The organism is uncultured Chitinophaga sp. (genome assembly GCF_902168175.1).
In the GTDB taxonomy this organism is placed as follows: domain Bacteria; phylum Bacteroidota; class Bacteroidia; order Chitinophagales; family Chitinophagaceae; genus Chitinophaga.
The window spans coordinates 38,408-56,181 of the sequence record NZ_CABHOU010000097.1 but is presented as its reverse complement, the minus strand read 5'-3'; the positions used below and the strand labels follow the sequence as shown (position 1 = coordinate 56,181).

Here is a 17,774-nt window from a genome sequence, read left to right as displayed (position 1 = left end):
TTCGTCTGCAGGTTGCCCTTACCATGTACGATAAAAACACCGCACTGGCTACCACCCATGTTACCGAAGCACTCGCCAAACCTTTACTGGAGGCAGGCAATGACGTAGGTATGTGGCCTGCAAAAATCACTGGTCTTAAATTTGAATGGCGTCGCTGGTCGTTCTCCGCCAACTGTTACCTGCGTTTCGGTTCTACCATGTGGAACCTGATGTCGAGCACGGCGGCTAAAGACGGCAGTGGCATATTTGATGTGCGGGCAGGTATCTTTTTCGAGGGGAATAATGCGGGCGAATGGGCTGCTTATCCGCAGAACCCTGTAACCGGTACTACATCAGAAGGTGGCGCTCCATACGACTTTAACAAACGTAACATTACCTGGGGTGATAAAGGGGCAGGCAACGTGTACTCTCCCTTTAATTTCTATTTTGAAAAAGACATTACCAGCATTCCTGAACTGATGCTTACCGCAGCACAGGTGTATTTCCTGAAAGCAGAAGCATACAACAGGGGTATTGGTGTAGGCGCCAACCCGGCACTGGCCAAGGCTGCATATGATGCGGGCATTGCTGCGTCCTTAAATATGTGGAAGGGTATTGCGTTTACCTCACCCGAGTGGGTGGTTAACAAGCCCGCTTCCGCCACGGCTACTGCTGGTGAAATTGCCGCCATCACTACCAACCCAATTACCACTTACAACCTGGCTACTCCGGCAACAGCACTCAGGCAAATTTACGCCCAGTACTGGATAGACGCTTTCCGCCAGCCATGGGACGCCTGGACGCTGAAACGCAGAACCGGCGACAAAACACCTATGTCTGCCACTAACACCGTTTACTACACGCAGAACTTCGGTAGTTACGCCCGTTTCGTGTATCCACAACAGGAGTCAAGCTTTAACTTCGAGAACTGGAAAACAGAAACCGGTTCTACCGATGTATCCAGCACAAAAATCTGGTTAATGCCTTAATAGTATTCATGTTCGAGTATTAAATATAACAGCGGCCGGGAGTTACCTGGCCGCTGTTTTTGTTTTGAAGATTATCACTACTTCTTCTTTTTCACCGCCTTCTTCTCCGTGTTCTCCTTCACCCTGAACTTCACAATTTTCCCTATCAATGTAACCGGCAGCGGCTTATCCAGCGGAAACTGTACAGCACCTTTAGACATAGTGAACTTTGACAGCTCATCGCTGAAAGCTGCAATGCCTGACGGGGCCGGATAAAAACCGATGTGCTGCTTATATGCGCCGAAGTGAACGAGGTTGCCATTCAGCGTAAACGTGGGGATACCATACCCGATTTTCTCCTCTGACCCGGGGGCATTCTTTTGTATAACTTCCCGCATCTTCGCCAGGAGCGCCTGTACTTCTTCGGGAAAACCGGCTATGTATTGATCGATGGTTGTTACAGGTGTACTTTTCATACGAACTTTCTTTATCGAAAATTAGCACAATTAGCGCAAACAAAGCGGTGTCGGCGCGACAGATTAACGGGTTGATTACGACGACAGCCTGTAATGCTCCACCACCGGGAACGGATCATAAAAGTGATGCAGCAGCGCCTTCCAGTCCTGGTACTCCGCACTACCACGGAAGCCGACAGTATGATCTTCCAGGGTTTCCCAGTTTACCAGTAAAATGTACTGGTGATCGTTTTCTATACAATGCTGCAACTGGTGACTGATATATCCTTTCATGCCGGATATAATGGGTTGCGCTTTTGAAAAAGCAGTTTCAAAGGCAGCGGTTTGCCCGGGTCTGATGTGCAGTATGGCGACTTCTAATATCATAGCTGTTCGTTAAGCGCATCAATATAAATAATATTCGCCTACCTCCAGTAATTATTGGCCGCGGCAATCGTTGCAAATTCAATGGCTACTACGTGACCTATGCTGATGAGCATACCCGCATCGTTTGCATAGTCGGGCCGCAGGCGCTCTCTTACAGTGGCATCGGGTTGGGTGGCTTTAATAATTAAACGGGCTATTTTAATAGCAAGGGCACGCCCTTCTTCCGGGCCAGCGGTAATGAGGGTATTACCGGGAATTAATTCAATACTCATAAGTTCCTTAGTTAGCAACTCAAAAGTCGTGAATTAGATGGCTTGTAAAAATGGGCGGCTTACGGTTTCTATTGCGTATTACATCGCAAAAAAGAGGCTGTCCATCAGTATGAGCAGCCTCTTTTTATTTGGTGAGATAGTAGCTATCGGGGTTCGGTGCTTACTTTACTATTTATTCAAACTGAATCTTGCTCCGCCCATCAGCCACACACCGGGCATTTGTGCGCCCAGCAAGTCCTGGTACGATTTATCGAGTACGTTATCGGCCTGACCGAAAATAGCCAGCCTGTCTTTAATCACGAAGTACTCCGCTTTTACGTTCATTACGAAGTAAGATTTATCTACAAAAGCTTTAATACCGGGTGCAGATTGTGCATTTCGTTCTTTATAAAGGCCGTTAACTGACAGGCTCCACCGCGGCGCAACATACTGTGCGGAGAAGTTGGTCAGGAAACGGGCGTTAGACACGATATAGAAAGAGGCGGTACCGGAAGGCACTTCCGTATCCATCCATACCAGGCCGGCGTTCAATACTATTTTATGTTGATGGGCCAGCGGCTGAATGTATTGCACATCCGTTTCGAGGCCGGTGGTATTTACTTTGGAAATATTCTTAGCCAGGGCGTAAGTGCCTGTGGGCGCAAGGTTGCTCTGTCGGGGCATATCTGCGTACGGCGTAGGTGTCCAGTCAATTACATCCGACTGTTCGCGGCGGAACACTGTGCTGGAAATACGAATGCGGTCGTGGATGAAGAAATCCGCACCAGCTTCGTAACTAAATGAGTGTTCGGAAGTAAGGGCCGGGTTGCCTACACGCTGACCAGTAGCTACCAGCGCTTTTTCGTAGTTGTTGTAACGCTCGGTGAAGTCCGCATCGCGAATGGTTTTACCGGCGCTCGCCCTCAACTGTACCCAATCGGCACGGTAAGAGAGGTTCAGCTGCGGCACCAGTTCGTAACCGCTTTCCTCGTTCCAGTCCAGACGAAGCGCGGGATTTACGAGGAAACGTTCGCCGATCTTTTGGGTAACACCCACGAAGGCAGCAGCCTGTTGCAGGTTATGATCACCACGGTCGTTCGAAGAAATGCTTTTATCCTGGAATTGCAGGCCGCCGGTAACAGCGGTCTTCTCGCTAAACGCATGCTCATAAACTGCCAGTGTCTGGAACAGCTTACTATCGCTGGCGTTAGCCGCTCCCAGGCCGTTAAAACGGTAGGTATCTGTAACAGATTTATAACCCGCCAGCAGGGAGAATTTATCTTTCCCGCTTTGATATTTAAGCTGTAACTGGTTCCACCAGGTGCTTACGTTTTCACGGGCCGTATCAGAAGCGGCAGTCGTGTAAAAGCCCTGCGCGCCAAAGTAACGGGTATCATAACTGCTGCGCAGTGCCAGTTGCCATTTATCATTGATATGATGGCTGGCCGAAAGCGAAAAGGTATTGAGGTGCAGAAAGCCCTTGGTGCCGCGCTGGTCCTGCCCATCGGTATTATTAGACAGTACACCTGCGCTGATGGCTGTTTTGCCGGTATTGATAAAAGCATTACCGCCCACGTTCCACAAACCGTACGCGCCGCCTGTTACGCTGGCGTTGTAAGATTGCTGCGCCCTGGTGATGCCAGCGAACGCTTTGGTAATAATATGGATTACTCCACCCACCGCTTCGGAACCATAAATGGCAGAAGCAGCGCCTTTCAGTATTTCGATACGGTCAATTTCGCCGGGTGTTACCGGGATATAGCTGTTAAAATGCCCTGTGTTCGGATCGTTTACGCGCATTCCGTCAATAACGACCAACACCTGCTGAAAGGTACCGCCGCGTAATACGAAGTCGCTCTGTGCACCCATAGGGCCACGTGCCTGCACTTCCAGGCCCGGTACGTACCTTAATAATTCGTCAATGGAGTTTACGGGCAGCCGGGAAATATCCTCGCCCTTTATGATCACCAGGTTTCTTCCGGTACGGGAGCTGGTGGTGGGTTGAATGGTGGCGGTTACGGTTACAGGGTCCAACTGCTGCTGTGTTTCCTGAGCCAGCCCTATGGCCGGACTTGCAAATGCTGCTGCTAACAGAAGCCTGCTTTTGATGTTAAACATTGCTGATTGCCAGATTAATGAAAAATAGGTTTAAGCGGCTGCAAATGTAGGGCAATTGGAGATGATTATCATATGCCAGGGTTGGCATAATAATTATCTGAAATATGAGTAATTAAAAAGCATACCGCAAAAAACGGTATGCTTTTTAATCTGGAACGAGAAATTTTCAGCAGGTGCCATCGCCACTACTGAAGATTCAGTCAATCAGGGGAGTTTATAACATCGGATGAAAGGCCGGCAAAAAACTGCAATAAGTAACAGCGTCGATTTTTGCTTTATGAATAAAGGAACTTGTTCCGTTTTGGGAACATGCAGAAGAGGAAAAACTGGAGATCGCTCCCGGCGCATACATTTTTCGTTTCATAGAATGAATTATTGAAGTCCACGCTCGATAAACCCGGAGTTTAAGTGGCCGAAGGTAAAGGTTTCCATAGCTTTCAAAACGTGAACGATGTTAACTGTGTCTTATCTAATTATTAAGCGAAAATAATCATCATAAAGGCAATAATACGGCAGCATAATTTTTCTTTTCCGGTGATATCTTCTTATCTTAGACAAGTGTATTTGTGACCCTCGGCCCCGTGTTTCCACGTCAGTAACAATTTCGTTAATCCTCACGCTCCGCAAACCGGAGAAAGCCCATATAGAAACATGCATTCTTCATCACTTAAAAATCCATTTATGAAAAAAGCGATCATTTTTCCTTTGATGATGTTACTCTGCTGTGCAGGACTTTCATTGAAGTCCGTAGCAGCTACTATCGGCCTCGCCGGTGGCTCACCGCCTCCTGGTGTAACGGTGAGTATCGACAGTTACAATAATATCACCGTAACCAGTTCCTATGGTTATACACTTTACCGGGCGGATTTTACGAGGAACAGTCCTTACGCTTACTGGAGCGTAGCTATGCCTCCGTCTACGTTCTATTCCGAAGGCGCTAACATACTGAGCCTGGGCTGGCTTACACCCGGTTATCCCGGACAAATGTATGCGCACTACTACATCACTTACTAGTATTTATTTACCCGTGGAAACTCCACATTTAACGTCACAACGATTATGAAAAAAGCGATTATTTTTTCTTTACTGCTGCTGACTGGCACGCTTGGCATGAGCCTGAACAGCAAAGCAGCATCCATAGCATTGTACAGTGGTACGCCTCCGGCCTGGGTCACGGTTACGATAGATGGGAGTAATAATGTAACAGTGTATAGCCCGTACAACGCTACCCTGTACAGGGTAGATTTTATCAGGAACAATCCATGGTCTTTTTGGAGTGTTGCCGTACCTGGCTATGAAACCACGGTGTTTAGTTCAGAAGGCGCAAATTACATTGCACTGGCCTGGAGTACGCCTGGTGGTACAGCCACCGCGCAGTACTACGTTAGTTACTAATAGTAAAGTGAGGATGAGTTAACCAGCTTTCTCCGTTATTTTTTATGCAATAGAATCTCTTTTATAAATCCGTCCTGTTCAGCGATCTGGCATCGTCTACCCGCGTTCCGCTATGATAAAAGCCGTTAATTGCCCGGCTTCGCCAAAACTTAGTAGCGTCATAATATTTCTTATCCATATCGATCTCTGTTACCAGTATCCCTGCTACATTTTTCTCCAGCCTGCCTGTTATCACACCATCCGGCCTCACCACAAATGAGGCCCAACTGCTTTCTTTGGCAGAACTGTTACTACAGCTAATCCAAACGTAGTTGTTGCTTGCATACGACACCATAGAGGCGGGCATGGTTATTTCCGGATAAGTATGGCCATGGTTCCACTTAAAATTTTCCTCCCCTACTTCTGCGTGCATGGCTTTCAGCCGTTCGGCATCTATATTGGCTGCGTGGTAAGAATGGAATACCACCTGTGCATCGCGCTGTTTCAATTCGCGGTATAATTCCGGATAACGGTAATCGTGGCAAATAAGCACAGTACAACAAATGCCATTTATTTCGAACATGGTAAAATGCGTACCGGGAGAATAATGTGCGAGGTCGCCGGTTTGTTCCGTATCGTCGCCTGCACAAAAAAGTTTATCGTAACGATCAGTAATAGCGCCCTGAGAATTAATTACATACAGGCTGTTATGTGGTTTATGCCCATCACTCAGGCGGTGCGAAGACCCTAATATGACCCAGATGCCGAATCGCCTTGCAGCCTCCATTACCTCCAGCATCGCATCCTTTAACACATCCCACCCGTAACCGGCAAACGATTCGAAATCCACGCCGGCATACCCACTCAGGCTCCCTTCAGGAAAATGGATAACATCGCAGCCCTGTTGGCTGGCAACTTCCATCTGACCGATAATATTTTCTTTATTGGTGATAATGTTCCTGCTAACGGGAAACTGGCTAGTGGCAATTTTAAGTGTCATATGCCCGGACTTTTAGCCAATATCGGCAAAATCCTGCAAAAAAACTAGATGTAAGTGCGATTGCCAGAGCGTAAATAGATGGTACGTTCGCAGGTTAATGCATTACTGCTTAGTGCGCTTTTCAACTGTTGCTCGCGTTCCTTAAAGTGGCTCCAACCCTTATGGTGTATGGGTATTATTTTTTTGGGGTTGATAATGTTAGCAGATTTGATAAGATCTTTACTGTCCATCGTATATTTCCCTAAACCTGTGAGATAGCGGAACTGCACCGCACCCACGTGAAAGATGCCCACATCCACCTTAAACCTTTTCGCCACCTCATTAATTCCCCTGAAATACACCGTATCGCCGGAAATATAGATCACGCCATTTTCCTGCCCCTCGTACTCGATCACAAAACCGATTACTGTACCAGAAATAAATTCGGGCAGCCACCAGGGACGATGCTGCGCAGGTGTAGCAGTAATACGAAGTCCTTTTATTTTCGGTGTATCCACCGCATAGGTTTCCCAGTTATCGAGACCAATTACGCCGGGCAAATCGTGAGCGGCATTTTTGGTAGATAATACTTTATCTACTTTGCCAGTAAAGGCCTTTCCCTGTTTATCAAAATTATCTTTATGCTGATGATGGCTTAACAATACCAGGTCGATGAAAGGTAACCCCGGCTCGGGTAATGCAGGATCGCCGGTTTTACGGGACAGTGCGCCAAAACCATGATAGTACAAATGCCCGCCCTTATCCAGCGTAGGATCGGTGAGTATACGAAAACTGCCAATTTCCAGCAGTATACAGGCGGTATCGATGTGGGTGATGTGGATGTCCATGCCTGAATGTACACCCTGCCAACGGATAAATGTAGTGGCTGCCGCCAATCCGTCAACTGTTTGCCTGTATTATCCAACTGAAAGCCTCAGCGTTTCCTCTGCCGCCTGTAAGCCCGCATCGTAAATTTCATCGAACTTTTTAAAGTCGAACATCCCGAAACGGCCCAGCCCCTGCGGCTCAATAAATGTGCTGCATAATTGCTTGTTTTTCAATACCGGTTCCTGTATGGCCATGTGTAAAGTACGGTCTACATTGGCGAGAAAACCGCCTGCTGGATTATAAGGTACAATAGGGTTTACGTGTACGCCCACAATGTTTTTGTACAGGGGCAACAACGGTTCCAACGGCAGGTTGCCGGACAAACCGCCATCTACATAAGGAATCCCGTCCATCTCCACCGGAGTAAACAAGATGGGAATGGAAGAGGCTGCGAGTATAGCAGGAATTAATGGCCCTTTGTCAAACACGGACTGCGCGCCGTTAATAAAATTGGTAGCCGTAATGTACAGCGGAAACTGAAGTGCTTCGAAGTTTTGATGGCGGAGGGTTTGTTTCAGCACTTTCTCCACTGTTTTAAGCGACAGCACACCGGTACTCCAGTTGCGCCACTCCATCGACAAACCTATTTTACTGCGATGGAATATCTCGCGCACCTCGTCCGTACTATAACCATCTGCAATAAAAGCCGCCGCAATAGAGCCTGCACTGGTGGCGGCAATCGCCTCGGGAAATATTTGCCTGTCTGCAAAAGCTTTTAACACACCCAGGTGCGCGTAACCACGGGCACCGCCGCCGGATAATACGAAAGGCCGTTTTACGATCTGTTGTTCCATGCGGCTAATATAAATAAAAACAGGAGGGCCTCCCAGGAATGGGAGGCCCGCAATGTATTTTTTATGCAATAGAACTCTATTATAGACTAATACTTACTGCTCGACTGCCGGCATATCAGTTCGGGCTCCAGCACCAGCTTTTGCGGCTGGGCATTGAGTGCGTTGCCTGTACGCTGCATTTCGAAGAACAGTTTGGCGGCCTCCTCGCCCATCACCACCGTTTGTTGGTTCACGGTACTGAGCGAAGGGGTAAGGTATTCGCCGAACGCCTCGTTGGCAAAACCAATGAGCGCTATTTCGTCCGGCATTTTTTTACCCGCACTTTTAATGGCCTGCATCGCGCCGAGGGCTGTAAAATCTTCAACCGCAAATACGCCGTCCGGTACATCAGGCCCTGCCAGTAAGCGGTTCATACATTCCCGGCCCGACTCTATGCTCACCTTTCCGTATACGATCAGGTCGTCGTTGAGCGCGATGTTATGAACGTTGAGCGCATCTATATAACCTTTCAATCGCTGGTTAAAGATGCTTACGTGCTGCTGGCCACCGATGTGTGCAATACGCCGGCATCCCTGTGAAATGAGGTGGCGGGTAGCATCGAAGGCGCCGCGGTAATCGTTTACCACCACGGACGACACGCCGAGACTGTCGCTGGCCCGGTCGAACAACACCAGGGGAATGCCCCTGCGCCTGATCTCCGAGTAATGGTCGAGGTTAATGGTCTCTTTTGAAATAGAAGCCAGCACTCCGTCTACCTGCGACTGTAAAAATGTTTGTACTCCTTTCTTCTCACTTTCGTACAACTCGTTGCTCTGGTAAATGAGTACATTATACCCGTTGATGTTCGCAATCTTTTCTATCCCATGTATCACCGATCCGAAAAAGTTGATCTCCGCGCTTGGAATAATGACGCCTATGATGTTTGAACGCCCGAGGCGCAGCGAAGAGGCTATTTTGTTGGGCCGGTAATTCAACCGTTCGGCGGTTTCCTTCACGATCTTTTTCGTTGCCTCTTTAATGGCAGGATGATTGTGCAGGGCCCGCGAAACGGTTGCCGCAGTGATATTCAGCGCACGCGCAATATCTTCTATCGTTACTTTGGATATGCTCTGGCTCATCGGCGGGACTTTATAACTCCTGTTACTTTTTCAACTTATCCTCCAGCACTTTGATAAAGTAACCTCCCACTACGCTACGCGCCTGGAAACCTACTTGTTTACCATCTGTTGTTTCGTGCCAGTCGCTCAGTGGCACGCGGCTGCTGGTTTCGATGGCAAATTTATATACAGGGTCTACCAACTGATTAAACTCACCTGGTTTATCAGTCAGTGCAGCTGTCCATACAATCCAGTCGGATTTAGTGTAGGTTTTGCGGCTGTCCAGCGGTAAACCGTAGTTATTTTGTTTGGAGAGATAGTATTTCATTTCTCTCTCATACACTTCTTTCGGGAACAGATTCAGCCCTAAAAGCTTGTCCCATACGAGGTTGTACTTCTGGCTCCAGGTTCCTTTACCTCCAAAGGTGAGGGAATAGTGGTCGCCATCGTCGGCCATTTCCATCCATTTACGCACCATTTCTTTAGTAATGGCAGCGTATTTTTCAGCAATAGCCGTTTCGCCAAGCTGCTGCGCCATTTGTGTGTAACCGCCGAGTGCTACGATTGCTTTTGCAGACAGGTTGGCGTTACGGGCGAGGTGACCGGCAAAGTCGTCGGTACACAGCTGGTTAGCCGGGTCCAGCCCTTCTTTGGCCAGGTAATCGGCCCAGACATTCAGTATTTTCCAATGTTTCTTTGCGTAGTCGGTTTTACCTTCTGCTTTTACGATAGCAGCGGTTAGTATTACCACGTTACCACATTCTTCAATGGGCATATCTTCGCCATACGTTTGACCGTTTGCGATCGGGTAGGTACCCAAATCGTGCGCAGGGAAAGGTTTGTTCCATTTACCACTTTCGCTGTAATAGTAAATACCGTTGAGCATACCTTTCAGCAACTCGGGATTGTACGCGAGGTACAACGGCGCCGATGGATAGGTGATGTCTACTGTATTAATAGAACCATTACTGAAGTTTTCTTTAGAAAGGAACAGGATCTCACCCTGAGGGCTCTTTACCAGTTTGTGAGCGGAAATACTCTGGCGGTAAGCCAGTTCGCAAAGTTTCGCATAATTCTCGCCGCCTGCTTTTAATGCATCATTACGTATTTGCGCGTTCAAAGCAATGCATTGGGCCAAGATGGATTTGTAATCTCTTGCAGCCAGCGACAATTCGTTCTCAATGGAAGTAGGCTGACCGAGTGTCCACCAGGCTTTGAGGTCCTGATGAAAGTATTGTACGCTCTTCAGATCGTCGTAACCAACGAGGAACAGCTGTTCTTTAGGTGTGGCGCCAATTTTACCCATGGCAGCAGCGGTGCTAAGCATCAACTGTTTGCCGGTTTGGGTGTTGCTGGCAGGCAATTGGAAAGCCTGCGCATAGTTTACCGGAGAAGCTACTGTTTGTTTCACGTTCGCCGCTGTTGGAACAGCAACGTACACATAACCCCAGTCTATGCGCAGGTCATCTCCCTTTTTCTTTAATACCGGCTGTGCGGTGGTGCCAGCTTTAAGGATAGATAATCCTTTGGCGGCATACTTTTCTGCCTTCACTTCCTGTGAGGCAGTGTTTACAGCGATGTCCGTGGATGCTCCAAAATATACCTGCACATCATGTGCAGCGCCATCGTTCGACTTCACCTGCACGTTCACGTACGAAACCGGGCGTGATATGAGGTGTAAATCGCTTATGAGCAGTGGCGATGTAAAGGTGACGGTAAGGTCGGCCTTACCTGCTGTGAATTCGTAAATGGTTTGCGTGGCATTGAGGTGTACGCTCTTTTGCTCCGCGAGTTTAATTGCTGCGTCAGGCGTCACTATTTTTTCCGCCACTATACCTGCATCCAGCCATTGGCCGCCTGCGGTATTGGCAATGTGTACGGCCAGCACGTTTTGTCCTTTTTTCAGTTTGGTTTTGATGGGGAAGTACTGGAATTTAGAATTCCATCCTTTATGGGCGTAGATTTCTTCACCGTTCAGGTATACTTCCACATTATCGTCGTAGCTAAGTTTCAGGAATACATCACTGGTAGGAAGCGAAGCGACGTTAAACGTTCTTCTCGTCCACAGGTTATTGCTTTTCCAATAGGTTTTAGCCGTGCTGCGGTTATCGCCAAAGGGCGCACCACCTTTTTTCCACTGGCTGTCGTTAAAACCTGCCTGCTGCCAGCCATCGGCCGGTGCAGTTTCGGTGTAGGCTACGGTGTAGTCCTTTTCATCCGAAGTGGGGGCAATAGATATCCAGGATTTATCTTCTTCACCGAGGAAACGGTAAATACTTCCATCAACTTTAACGAGTCCTACCAGCGACTGTGTAACGCCTGTCCAGTGTTTAGTGGGCGAGGTGTTCAGTTCGTCGGTGTTAGACCAGATACTGAAATACGGGTCGTGCGTGATGAGCGGATAAGCAGGCGCCTTTCGTTCCTGGGCGCTTGCTGCGGAAAAATTCATGAGCGCAACAGCTGCAATTACTACTTTCTTCATTCTTCGTTTCTATGCTATGTTTAAAAAATACTTTCCTTATCCAATGTATAACAACAGCCGTGTATTTACAGGTTGATTTTTACCACCGGTGAATAGATCCTGTCTTCCAAACCCGCTATTTTTAATCCTACGCGGGCATATACATAATTCTGCGTAGTTGGGTAAGTTGGAACATTTACACTTAATGCGATATTGTTCAAATCAACAATAGCGCCGCCTGCCAATACGGTTTCGCCATCATTAAAGTCGCCGCCCTGGCCTACGTAAGAGGTTTTATTTACATACAGGGCTACGTTTTCGATAGCCCTGGCATCTACACCGGTTACTACCTGTTCAACCTTAAAAGTCGCATTTATCTTTCCGTTGGCTGCTGCCAGTTGTGGTGTGCGGATCATGTAATAAGGCGTCACTTCCAGATTAAGCTCCCCCGCACCATTTACGCGAAGATCAAGGCTATCGGGTTTGCCACCAGTACCTTTAGGCAGCCAAGGGCCCTGACCATTAGGTATCACTAATTTATAATCCCCATTGAACAACAATAGGTTGAAATTGCCTTCCTGGTCAAATACCTGCCCCAGGGCACCTACTTTGCCGAAGCCATATTGAAACAGTTCAAAAGTAACATCGTTAAACTTGAGCCCTATGGGTTCGCCTTTGTACAACACTTTACCCGACACGCGTGAGCCTGGCGGATCGTAGTTATCTTTCTTGCACGCAAAAAGTAAAGTACCAATGGCCAGTGCTATTATATATTGAAATCTGATTTTCATAACAAATGTTTTAAGTTGATGAGGCTTACTGGTTAGGTTGTCTTACGATCTTCGGGTTGTTGGCGAGAATACCAGTACCGATATTGGAATAGTAGTTGCCCATGCGGAACCTGCGGGCGCCGGTTACCCAACTTAACAGTTTGCGCTGGAAGTACCATTTTCCATCATCAGGACTACCCGGATTATAAACCTTGTAAGGCCATAGTGCCCATGGCTGTGTATTTCTGCGTGTAGCACTGCCCAGGTTCGAGATCAGTTCGGCCTCGCTAAGCGGCGTACCATCCCATTTTGTATGCGCCAGTCTCCAACGTTTCATATCGAACAGCGTATGTCCTTCGAAAGCAAGTTCTATGCGACGCTCGTGTACAATACGATCAAAAGTGACGTTGGCACCAACAAGTGCTGTGGTAAGCCCCGCCCTTGCACGTACCTGGTTCAGGTACCCTGCAGCAACATCTGGCTGACCCAGTTCAAATGCAGCTTCTGCCGCGTTCAGCAATACTTCAGCGAAGCGATAACGCATAAACGCCACCTCGCTTTGTGTACCACGGGAACCTGCACCGGCAGCCGGATCTAAATATTTACGAATATAGAAGCCTGATTGGGCAACGAACTCCAGCCCATCAATAGGACCATCAAGACCTACTACCGGCACTTTTTCGCGGCCTGGCAAATCCTTAATACCACCGCGCTGATCGCTGGTAACGATAGTACCGTTTGCCAGCCTGTAGCCTGCCCAAATATCAACCGGGCGACCTTTGAATGTGCTGCCTGGTGTAATGATGGTGCCATGCAACCTCGCGTCCCTTCCTTCAAACAGTTGCAGCGGATTTGTATAAAGAATGGGATTGCCACCTCCATCTTTTACTGCCAGCGGAGCAAAACTGTTATCAAGCATTTCGAATGCTTCTACCAGGTTAAGCGAAGGATTAATGCGACCACCTTCTTCCTCTTCAGAACCGTAACGTGGTTGGTTAGAAAGAGTATAACCGTGTACGCGGCCACTCTTCAACTTATAATCTTCCACCCAGATAGCTTCGGGGTTCCCGCTTTTGTCGAGGAACATGCTGGCAAAGTTTTCTGAAAGATTGGTCGTGTTCTTTTTATACAAACCATATTCTCCGGCCTGGCCATTGATAATAGCCTCCGCAGCAGCCAGCGCCTTTGTATAATAACCATTGGCCAGGTTGACAGGAATGCCTATTTCGCCGCCCGGCAACGTTACTTCTGGTGCTTTAGCGCCGTATTTTGCTATAGAACCCGCGTATAAAGCGGCGCGGGCCTGTATGGCTAAAGCTGCTCCTTTCGTGGCACGGCCGGTTACGGGATTAGCTGTAATAGCCCTTACCGGCAACTGATCTTTAATGGCCTCCATTTCGCTGATCACGAAATCGTACATCTCAGACTCTTTCGACCTTGGATATTGCAGGTAGGTAGGATCGCCGCTGAAGTCGTAACGCAATGGCTCCAGGATTAACGGCACACCACCCATTCTTTTAGTGAGCTCGAAATAAAAGTTGGCGCGAAGCAAACGGCCCTCGGCCAGCAACTGTGTTTTATCTTTCGTTTCGAGTGTTTTAGATTCCTCGCACCTCTTCAGGAAAAGGTTCATTTCACGAATGTAACCGTAGTCCCAGTTGCCCCAGTCTCCATACCCCCATTCACTATCACGCACGATCCATGCAGATCCGGCATTGGAAGGAAAACTTTCGCCGAAACCCACGAACGACTCCCAACCATTGTCCAGCGAGGAAAAATCGAGTTGACGTACGTAGAGGTTAGATAATACAGAGAACGCATCGGCTGGTGTTCTGAATGCCTCGTCTGGCGTCAGGATGGCCGGTGGCTTCTGGTTCAGGAAGTCTTTATCTTTTATACAACCGGTGGCGCTAACCATGGTTGCTACTGCTATGATGCTAAGAAACTTTTTCATAATTGGAATTGAAACAGGTTAGATTAAAAAGCAAGGTTGACACCCACGTTCACTGTCTTGTTCTGCGGGAACTGCAGACCATTTTCTTCTGTCACCTCAGGGTCTACGTTAAACTCGTTCAGGTTACTGAACGTGAAAAGGTTGTTACCGTTTACATAGATCCTGCATTTGTTCATTTTGATCCTGTCTAAAATATTTTGTGGAATGGTATAACCCAGCTCGATGGTCCTGGCCCTTACGTAACGTGCGTTGTGTGCCCAGAAGTCGTTGCTGTTATTATAGTTGGAGTGGCCGCCCCTGTTGTAACGCAACGCAGGATATTTTCCAGGTATCCATTTGCTGTTGGGGTCCCACATATCTTCACGATGCCACCTGTCAAGGAAGATATTATTAAGGTTACCATTGTTCTGGAAAGGCCATTTCATTTCCCAGTTCTGGTACCAGGTATAACCGGTTGCACCGGAAAAGTCTGCCCGGAAGTCGATGCCTTTATAACCCAGTCCCAACTGGAAACCAAAGTTTACGTTCGGTTGTGTACCCACGCCAAAACCGATCGGGCGCTCATCGTAACCATCGATCTTATTGTCTTTGTTTACATCCTCGTAAATGAGGTCGCCTGGCAGCAGGGTAATGTTACCCTGACCATCAATATTTACAGGGTAGTTATTAATCTGCTCCTGCGACTGGAACTGACCGATTACGTGACGGCCCCAGTTGGTTTTGGTGTACCTGTCGATATTGGAACTGCGGTATACATCCCAGGAATTGAAAAACCGTTTGTCATACCTGTCGATGAATCTTGAGCGGGAGTAAGAAATGTTACCTCCTAAACGGAAGTTAAAGTCGCCGAACTTGGTTTCAAACGCCAGAGAGGTTTCAATACCACGCTGTGCATCGCTTTCCAGGTTTTCAGCAGGTAAGCCGTAGCCTAGTTCTGAAGGCACCAATACATCGTATTTTCCCGCTTTAAGTCCCGTACGTTTGCGGCGGTAATACTCGGTAGTACCATACAGTTTCCCATTGAAGAAGGAATAATCCACACCAATATTGGTCATCTTACTTCTCAGCCAGGAGATATTCGTAGTAGGTTCGCCCCTGTCCTGGGAGCCTACCACTACAGCACCATCGTATACACCTACGCCGGAGTTGTAGTTATAGCCTGCCAGGTAAGAATACTCGGCCAGCGACAGTGCGGAACCATCATCGCCCGTAATACCGTATGAGGCACGGAATTTCAAATCGCTGAGCGGGAAATTACCGATCAGATCTTTAAAGAACGGCTCACTGGAAATACGCCAACCTGCTGAACCATAAGGGAAATAACCTACGCGGTCATCCGGTGGGAACAGGTAAGATGCATCGCGACGGCCTGCCAGTTCGATGAAGTATTTTTCCGCATAGTTATAAGTCAGACGAGCTACATAACCAAGCCTGGTTTGCCTTTCATCATTATCCTCATAAGTATCCATGTTGCTGAAATAAATCAGTGGCAGTGAGTTAGTGGTCGGTACAGAGTGTACGCGGTTTGTAAGCCGCTGCCATTTAATCCTCTCTGCTACGAGTGTAGCATTGATGTTATGTTTACCAAAACTGTTGGCGTAAGTAACCTGTCCCTGCATATTTACGTTAATCACCTTCGCCTGAATACGTTCGCGCCATGGGTTGGTGCTACCGCCATTCTCCCGGATGGTATCCTCCGCAGGATAATAAGTGTATGTTTTGTAAGTAAACTCGTGGTTGTTCAGCAAACGATCTGCCAGGTAGTAGGAGTAAGCGCCGCGTACGGAGAGCCCTTTAACGCCTCTCACCTGGTATTCGAGATTGAAGTCGGATTGTACCACGCGCCAGTCTTCTTTAAACTTACCGGAATTCTCATAGTTCAGAAATGCCCAGTTGGTTTCGTTGTGACCGATGTTGTTGAGGTAACGGGGATCATCGTTGGCGTAAGGTCTTTCCATAGGCGTATTACGCAAAAGCGCGAACCTTGCCTGCCAGTAGTCGTCTACATCGGGCACACCGGGGTTCTGACGTGTTTCGATACGGCCATTAATATTGATACTGGCTTTCAGACCTTCCGCGATCCTGGCAGTAACATTCGACTGGATATTATTACGATCGAAGCGGAACTCGCGACCCAATACTGAGTTCTGGGTCAGTTTGCTGTACGACATGTAATAGTTTATTTTGTCGCCGCCACCTTGTGCGTTGATGTTGATAGAGCCAACAGGTGCATTTCCTTTGATAATGAAATCCGCCCAATCGAAGCTTTTATAACCATACTCAGTGCCTTGCTTGTATTTTTCCAGCTCCTCTTTTGTAATGGAAGTGCTGCCGTTTTCATTCAGTTCCGCCTCCGCTTTAGCCCTCATATAGTCATACGAGTTATTCAGCACTTTAGGGAAGGTAGTCCAGTTTTGCCAACCCCAATAAGCGTTTACGCCGATGGTATTGCGCGAATTTAGCTTACCGCGTTTAGTTGTAACCACCACTACGCCGTTGGCCGCACGCAAACCATAAATAGCTGCCGATGCATCTTTCAGTACAGTGATGTTCTCGATATCGTTAGCAGAAAGGTTGTTGAACTGACCCGCGTCCTGCTGAATACCATCGATTACGTACAAAGGGTTGCCGAGGTTACGAATTTGTATGTTTGCACTCGCACCCGGGCGACCATCAGGCATACGGAAACTAACGCCAGGCAGTTTACCTGCCAGGGCGGCGCTCACGGTAGAAATACCATTAACGCTGGAAATATCGTCCGACGATATGGATGCCACGGAACCCGTCACACTTCCTTTTTTAGTTTGTCCATAACCAATTACCACCACTTCATTAATATCTCTGTTTTGTTGCAGCATCGATACGCTTATCGTACGTTGCGTGCCCACCGCCACTTCGCGGGAAGTAGAACCAATTGATGTAAATACGAGTACTGAACTTTCGCCGGCTACATTTAATGTAAACGCACCGTCACCATCAGTATTGGTGGCATTCCTGGTACCCTTTTCCAAAACCGTAACGCCTGGCATTACACCACCCTCACCATCTTTCACGATCCCTTTCACAGTTATCTTCTCCTGTGAAGAGGCTGATAAGGCACATAACAATAGCAGGGCTGTAATAAAAAGGGGAATCTTGCGCTTGGGGCTTGCCGCTAACGAACCGGCAGCCGCCATTGTGCGCCTGGTAAAAATTTTCATAAACGGGAACTATTGTGGTTAATAAAATGTCAGAATTTAGTTTCTGTAAACGTTTACATGTACATTTTTAAGTAAACAAATACTACTTTTAAATCGTAC

The 17,774-nt window shown here is 47.8% G+C and carries 15 protein-coding genes; 3 read left to right on the top strand and 12 right to left on the bottom strand.

The window, feature by feature from the left end; all coding sequences use genetic code 11:
- Positions 1-968 (top strand): SusD/RagB family nutrient-binding outer membrane lipoprotein (locus tag QZT80_RS23650; protein WP_295128245.1); only part of this gene is annotated, 968 nt, incomplete at its 5' end.
- A 77-nt stretch (positions 969-1,045) separates the two neighbouring features.
- On the opposite strand, the gene QZT80_RS23645 is transcribed toward QZT80_RS23650, so the two are convergent.
- The 4 genes from QZT80_RS23645 to QZT80_RS23630 all read right to left on the bottom strand — a co-directional run bounded on the left by QZT80_RS23645 (position 1,046) and on the right by QZT80_RS23630 (position 4,158).
- Positions 1,046-1,423, bottom strand: coding sequence for a DUF1801 domain-containing protein (locus QZT80_RS23645; protein ID WP_295128242.1), 378 nt, complete (start codon positions 1,421-1,423; stop codon positions 1,046-1,048).
- Between the two features lie 75 nt (positions 1,424-1,498).
- Complete coding sequence (locus tag QZT80_RS23640) at positions 1,499-1,789, bottom strand: antibiotic biosynthesis monooxygenase (RefSeq protein WP_295128239.1); 291 nt, start codon at positions 1,787-1,789, stop codon at positions 1,499-1,501.
- A 38-nt stretch (positions 1,790-1,827) separates the two neighbouring features.
- Positions 1,828-2,061, bottom strand: a complete 234-nt coding sequence (locus QZT80_RS23635; protein ID WP_295128237.1) for a hexameric tyrosine-coordinated heme protein — start codon at positions 2,059-2,061, stop codon at positions 1,828-1,830.
- Positions 2,062-2,229: 168 nt separating this feature from the next.
- The gene (locus QZT80_RS23630) at positions 2,230-4,158 is read right to left on the bottom strand and encodes a TonB-dependent siderophore receptor (RefSeq protein WP_295128234.1); all 1,929 of its coding nucleotides are present in this window, start codon (positions 4,156-4,158) and stop codon (positions 2,230-2,232) included.
- Between the two features lie 681 nt (positions 4,159-4,839).
- Here QZT80_RS23630 and QZT80_RS23625 point away from each other — a divergent pair.
- Complete coding sequence (locus QZT80_RS23625) at positions 4,840-5,172, top strand: hypothetical protein (protein WP_295128232.1); 333 nt, start codon at positions 4,840-4,842, stop codon at positions 5,170-5,172.
- A gap of 45 nt (positions 5,173-5,217) precedes the next feature.
- Positions 5,218-5,553: a hypothetical protein gene (locus QZT80_RS23620; protein ID WP_295128229.1), complete on the top strand. Its 336-nt coding sequence runs from the start codon at positions 5,218-5,220 to the stop codon at positions 5,551-5,553.
- Positions 5,554-5,614: 61 nt separating this feature from the next.
- Here QZT80_RS23620 and QZT80_RS23615 read toward each other — a convergent pair whose 3' ends face one another.
- From QZT80_RS23615 to QZT80_RS23580, 8 genes are all read right to left on the bottom strand, one after another.
- Positions 5,615-6,532, bottom strand: a complete 918-nt coding sequence (locus tag QZT80_RS23615; RefSeq protein ID WP_295128226.1) for a carbon-nitrogen hydrolase family protein — start codon at positions 6,530-6,532, stop codon at positions 5,615-5,617.
- A gap of 44 nt (positions 6,533-6,576) precedes the next feature.
- Complete coding sequence (locus QZT80_RS23610) at positions 6,577-7,407, bottom strand: MBL fold metallo-hydrolase (RefSeq protein ID WP_295128223.1); 831 nt, start codon at positions 7,405-7,407, stop codon at positions 6,577-6,579.
- A 21-nt stretch (positions 7,408-7,428) separates the two neighbouring features.
- Complete coding sequence (locus QZT80_RS23605; RefSeq protein ID WP_295128219.1) at positions 7,429-8,193, bottom strand: patatin-like phospholipase family protein; 765 nt, start codon at positions 8,191-8,193, stop codon at positions 7,429-7,431.
- An 86-nt stretch (positions 8,194-8,279) separates the two neighbouring features.
- Positions 8,280-9,311 carry a LacI family DNA-binding transcriptional regulator gene (locus QZT80_RS23600; RefSeq protein ID WP_295128217.1) on the bottom strand — a complete coding sequence of 344 codons (1,032 nt, stop codon included), beginning with the start codon at positions 9,309-9,311 and terminating at the stop codon, positions 8,280-8,282.
- Between the two features lie 22 nt (positions 9,312-9,333).
- Positions 9,334-11,772 carry a glutaminase family protein gene (locus QZT80_RS23595; RefSeq protein WP_295128214.1) on the bottom strand — a complete coding sequence of 813 codons (2,439 nt, stop codon included), beginning with the start codon at positions 11,770-11,772 and terminating at the stop codon, positions 9,334-9,336.
- A 65-nt stretch (positions 11,773-11,837) separates the two neighbouring features.
- A complete protein-coding gene (locus QZT80_RS23590; RefSeq protein ID WP_295128211.1) occupies positions 11,838-12,542 on the bottom strand; it encodes a DUF3823 domain-containing protein in 705 nt (234 codons plus the stop codon).
- 25 nt (positions 12,543-12,567) lie between these two features.
- Positions 12,568-14,475 (bottom strand): RagB/SusD family nutrient uptake outer membrane protein, encoded by a 1,908-nt coding sequence (locus tag QZT80_RS23585; protein ID WP_295128208.1) that lies wholly within the window; start codon positions 14,473-14,475, stop codon positions 12,568-12,570.
- Between the two features lie 23 nt (positions 14,476-14,498).
- A complete protein-coding gene (locus QZT80_RS23580; RefSeq protein WP_295128204.1) occupies positions 14,499-17,675 on the bottom strand; it encodes a SusC/RagA family TonB-linked outer membrane protein in 3,177 nt (1,058 codons plus the stop codon).
- Positions 17,676-17,774: the final 99 nt, after the last annotated feature.

Excerpts from the sequence above, each read along its gene's own strand:
- QZT80_RS23580 (WP_295128204.1), bottom strand. The coding sequence starts at position 17,675 with ATGAAAATTTTTACCAGGCGCACAATGGCGGCTGCCGGTTCGTTAGCG.
- QZT80_RS23645 (WP_295128242.1), bottom strand. The coding sequence starts at position 1,423 with ATGAAAAGTACACCTGTAACAACCATCGATCAATACATAGCCGGTTTT.
- QZT80_RS23585 (WP_295128208.1), bottom strand. The coding sequence starts at position 14,475 with ATGAAAAAGTTTCTTAGCATCATAGCAGTAGCAACCATGGTTAGCGCC.
- QZT80_RS23635 (WP_295128237.1), bottom strand. The coding sequence starts at position 2,061 with ATGAGTATTGAATTAATTCCCGGTAATACCCTCATTACCGCTGGCCCG.
- QZT80_RS23605 (WP_295128219.1), bottom strand. The coding sequence starts at position 8,193 with ATGGAACAACAGATCGTAAAACGGCCTTTCGTATTATCCGGCGGCGGT.
- QZT80_RS23620 (WP_295128229.1), top strand. The coding sequence starts at position 5,218 with ATGAAAAAAGCGATTATTTTTTCTTTACTGCTGCTGACTGGCACGCTT.
- QZT80_RS23640 (WP_295128239.1), bottom strand. The coding sequence starts at position 1,789 with ATGATATTAGAAGTCGCCATACTGCACATCAGACCCGGGCAAACCGCT.
- QZT80_RS23595 (WP_295128214.1), bottom strand. The coding sequence starts at position 11,772 with ATGAAGAAAGTAGTAATTGCAGCTGTTGCGCTCATGAATTTTTCCGCA.
- QZT80_RS23590 (WP_295128211.1), bottom strand. The coding sequence starts at position 12,542 with ATGAAAATCAGATTTCAATATATAATAGCACTGGCCATTGGTACTTTA.
- QZT80_RS23630 (WP_295128234.1), bottom strand. The coding sequence starts at position 4,158 with ATGTTTAACATCAAAAGCAGGCTTCTGTTAGCAGCAGCATTTGCAAGT.
- QZT80_RS23600 (WP_295128217.1), bottom strand. The coding sequence starts at position 9,311 with ATGAGCCAGAGCATATCCAAAGTAACGATAGAAGATATTGCGCGTGCG.
- QZT80_RS23615 (WP_295128226.1), bottom strand. The coding sequence starts at position 6,532 with ATGACACTTAAAATTGCCACTAGCCAGTTTCCCGTTAGCAGGAACATT.
- QZT80_RS23625 (WP_295128232.1), top strand. The coding sequence starts at position 4,840 with ATGAAAAAAGCGATCATTTTTCCTTTGATGATGTTACTCTGCTGTGCA.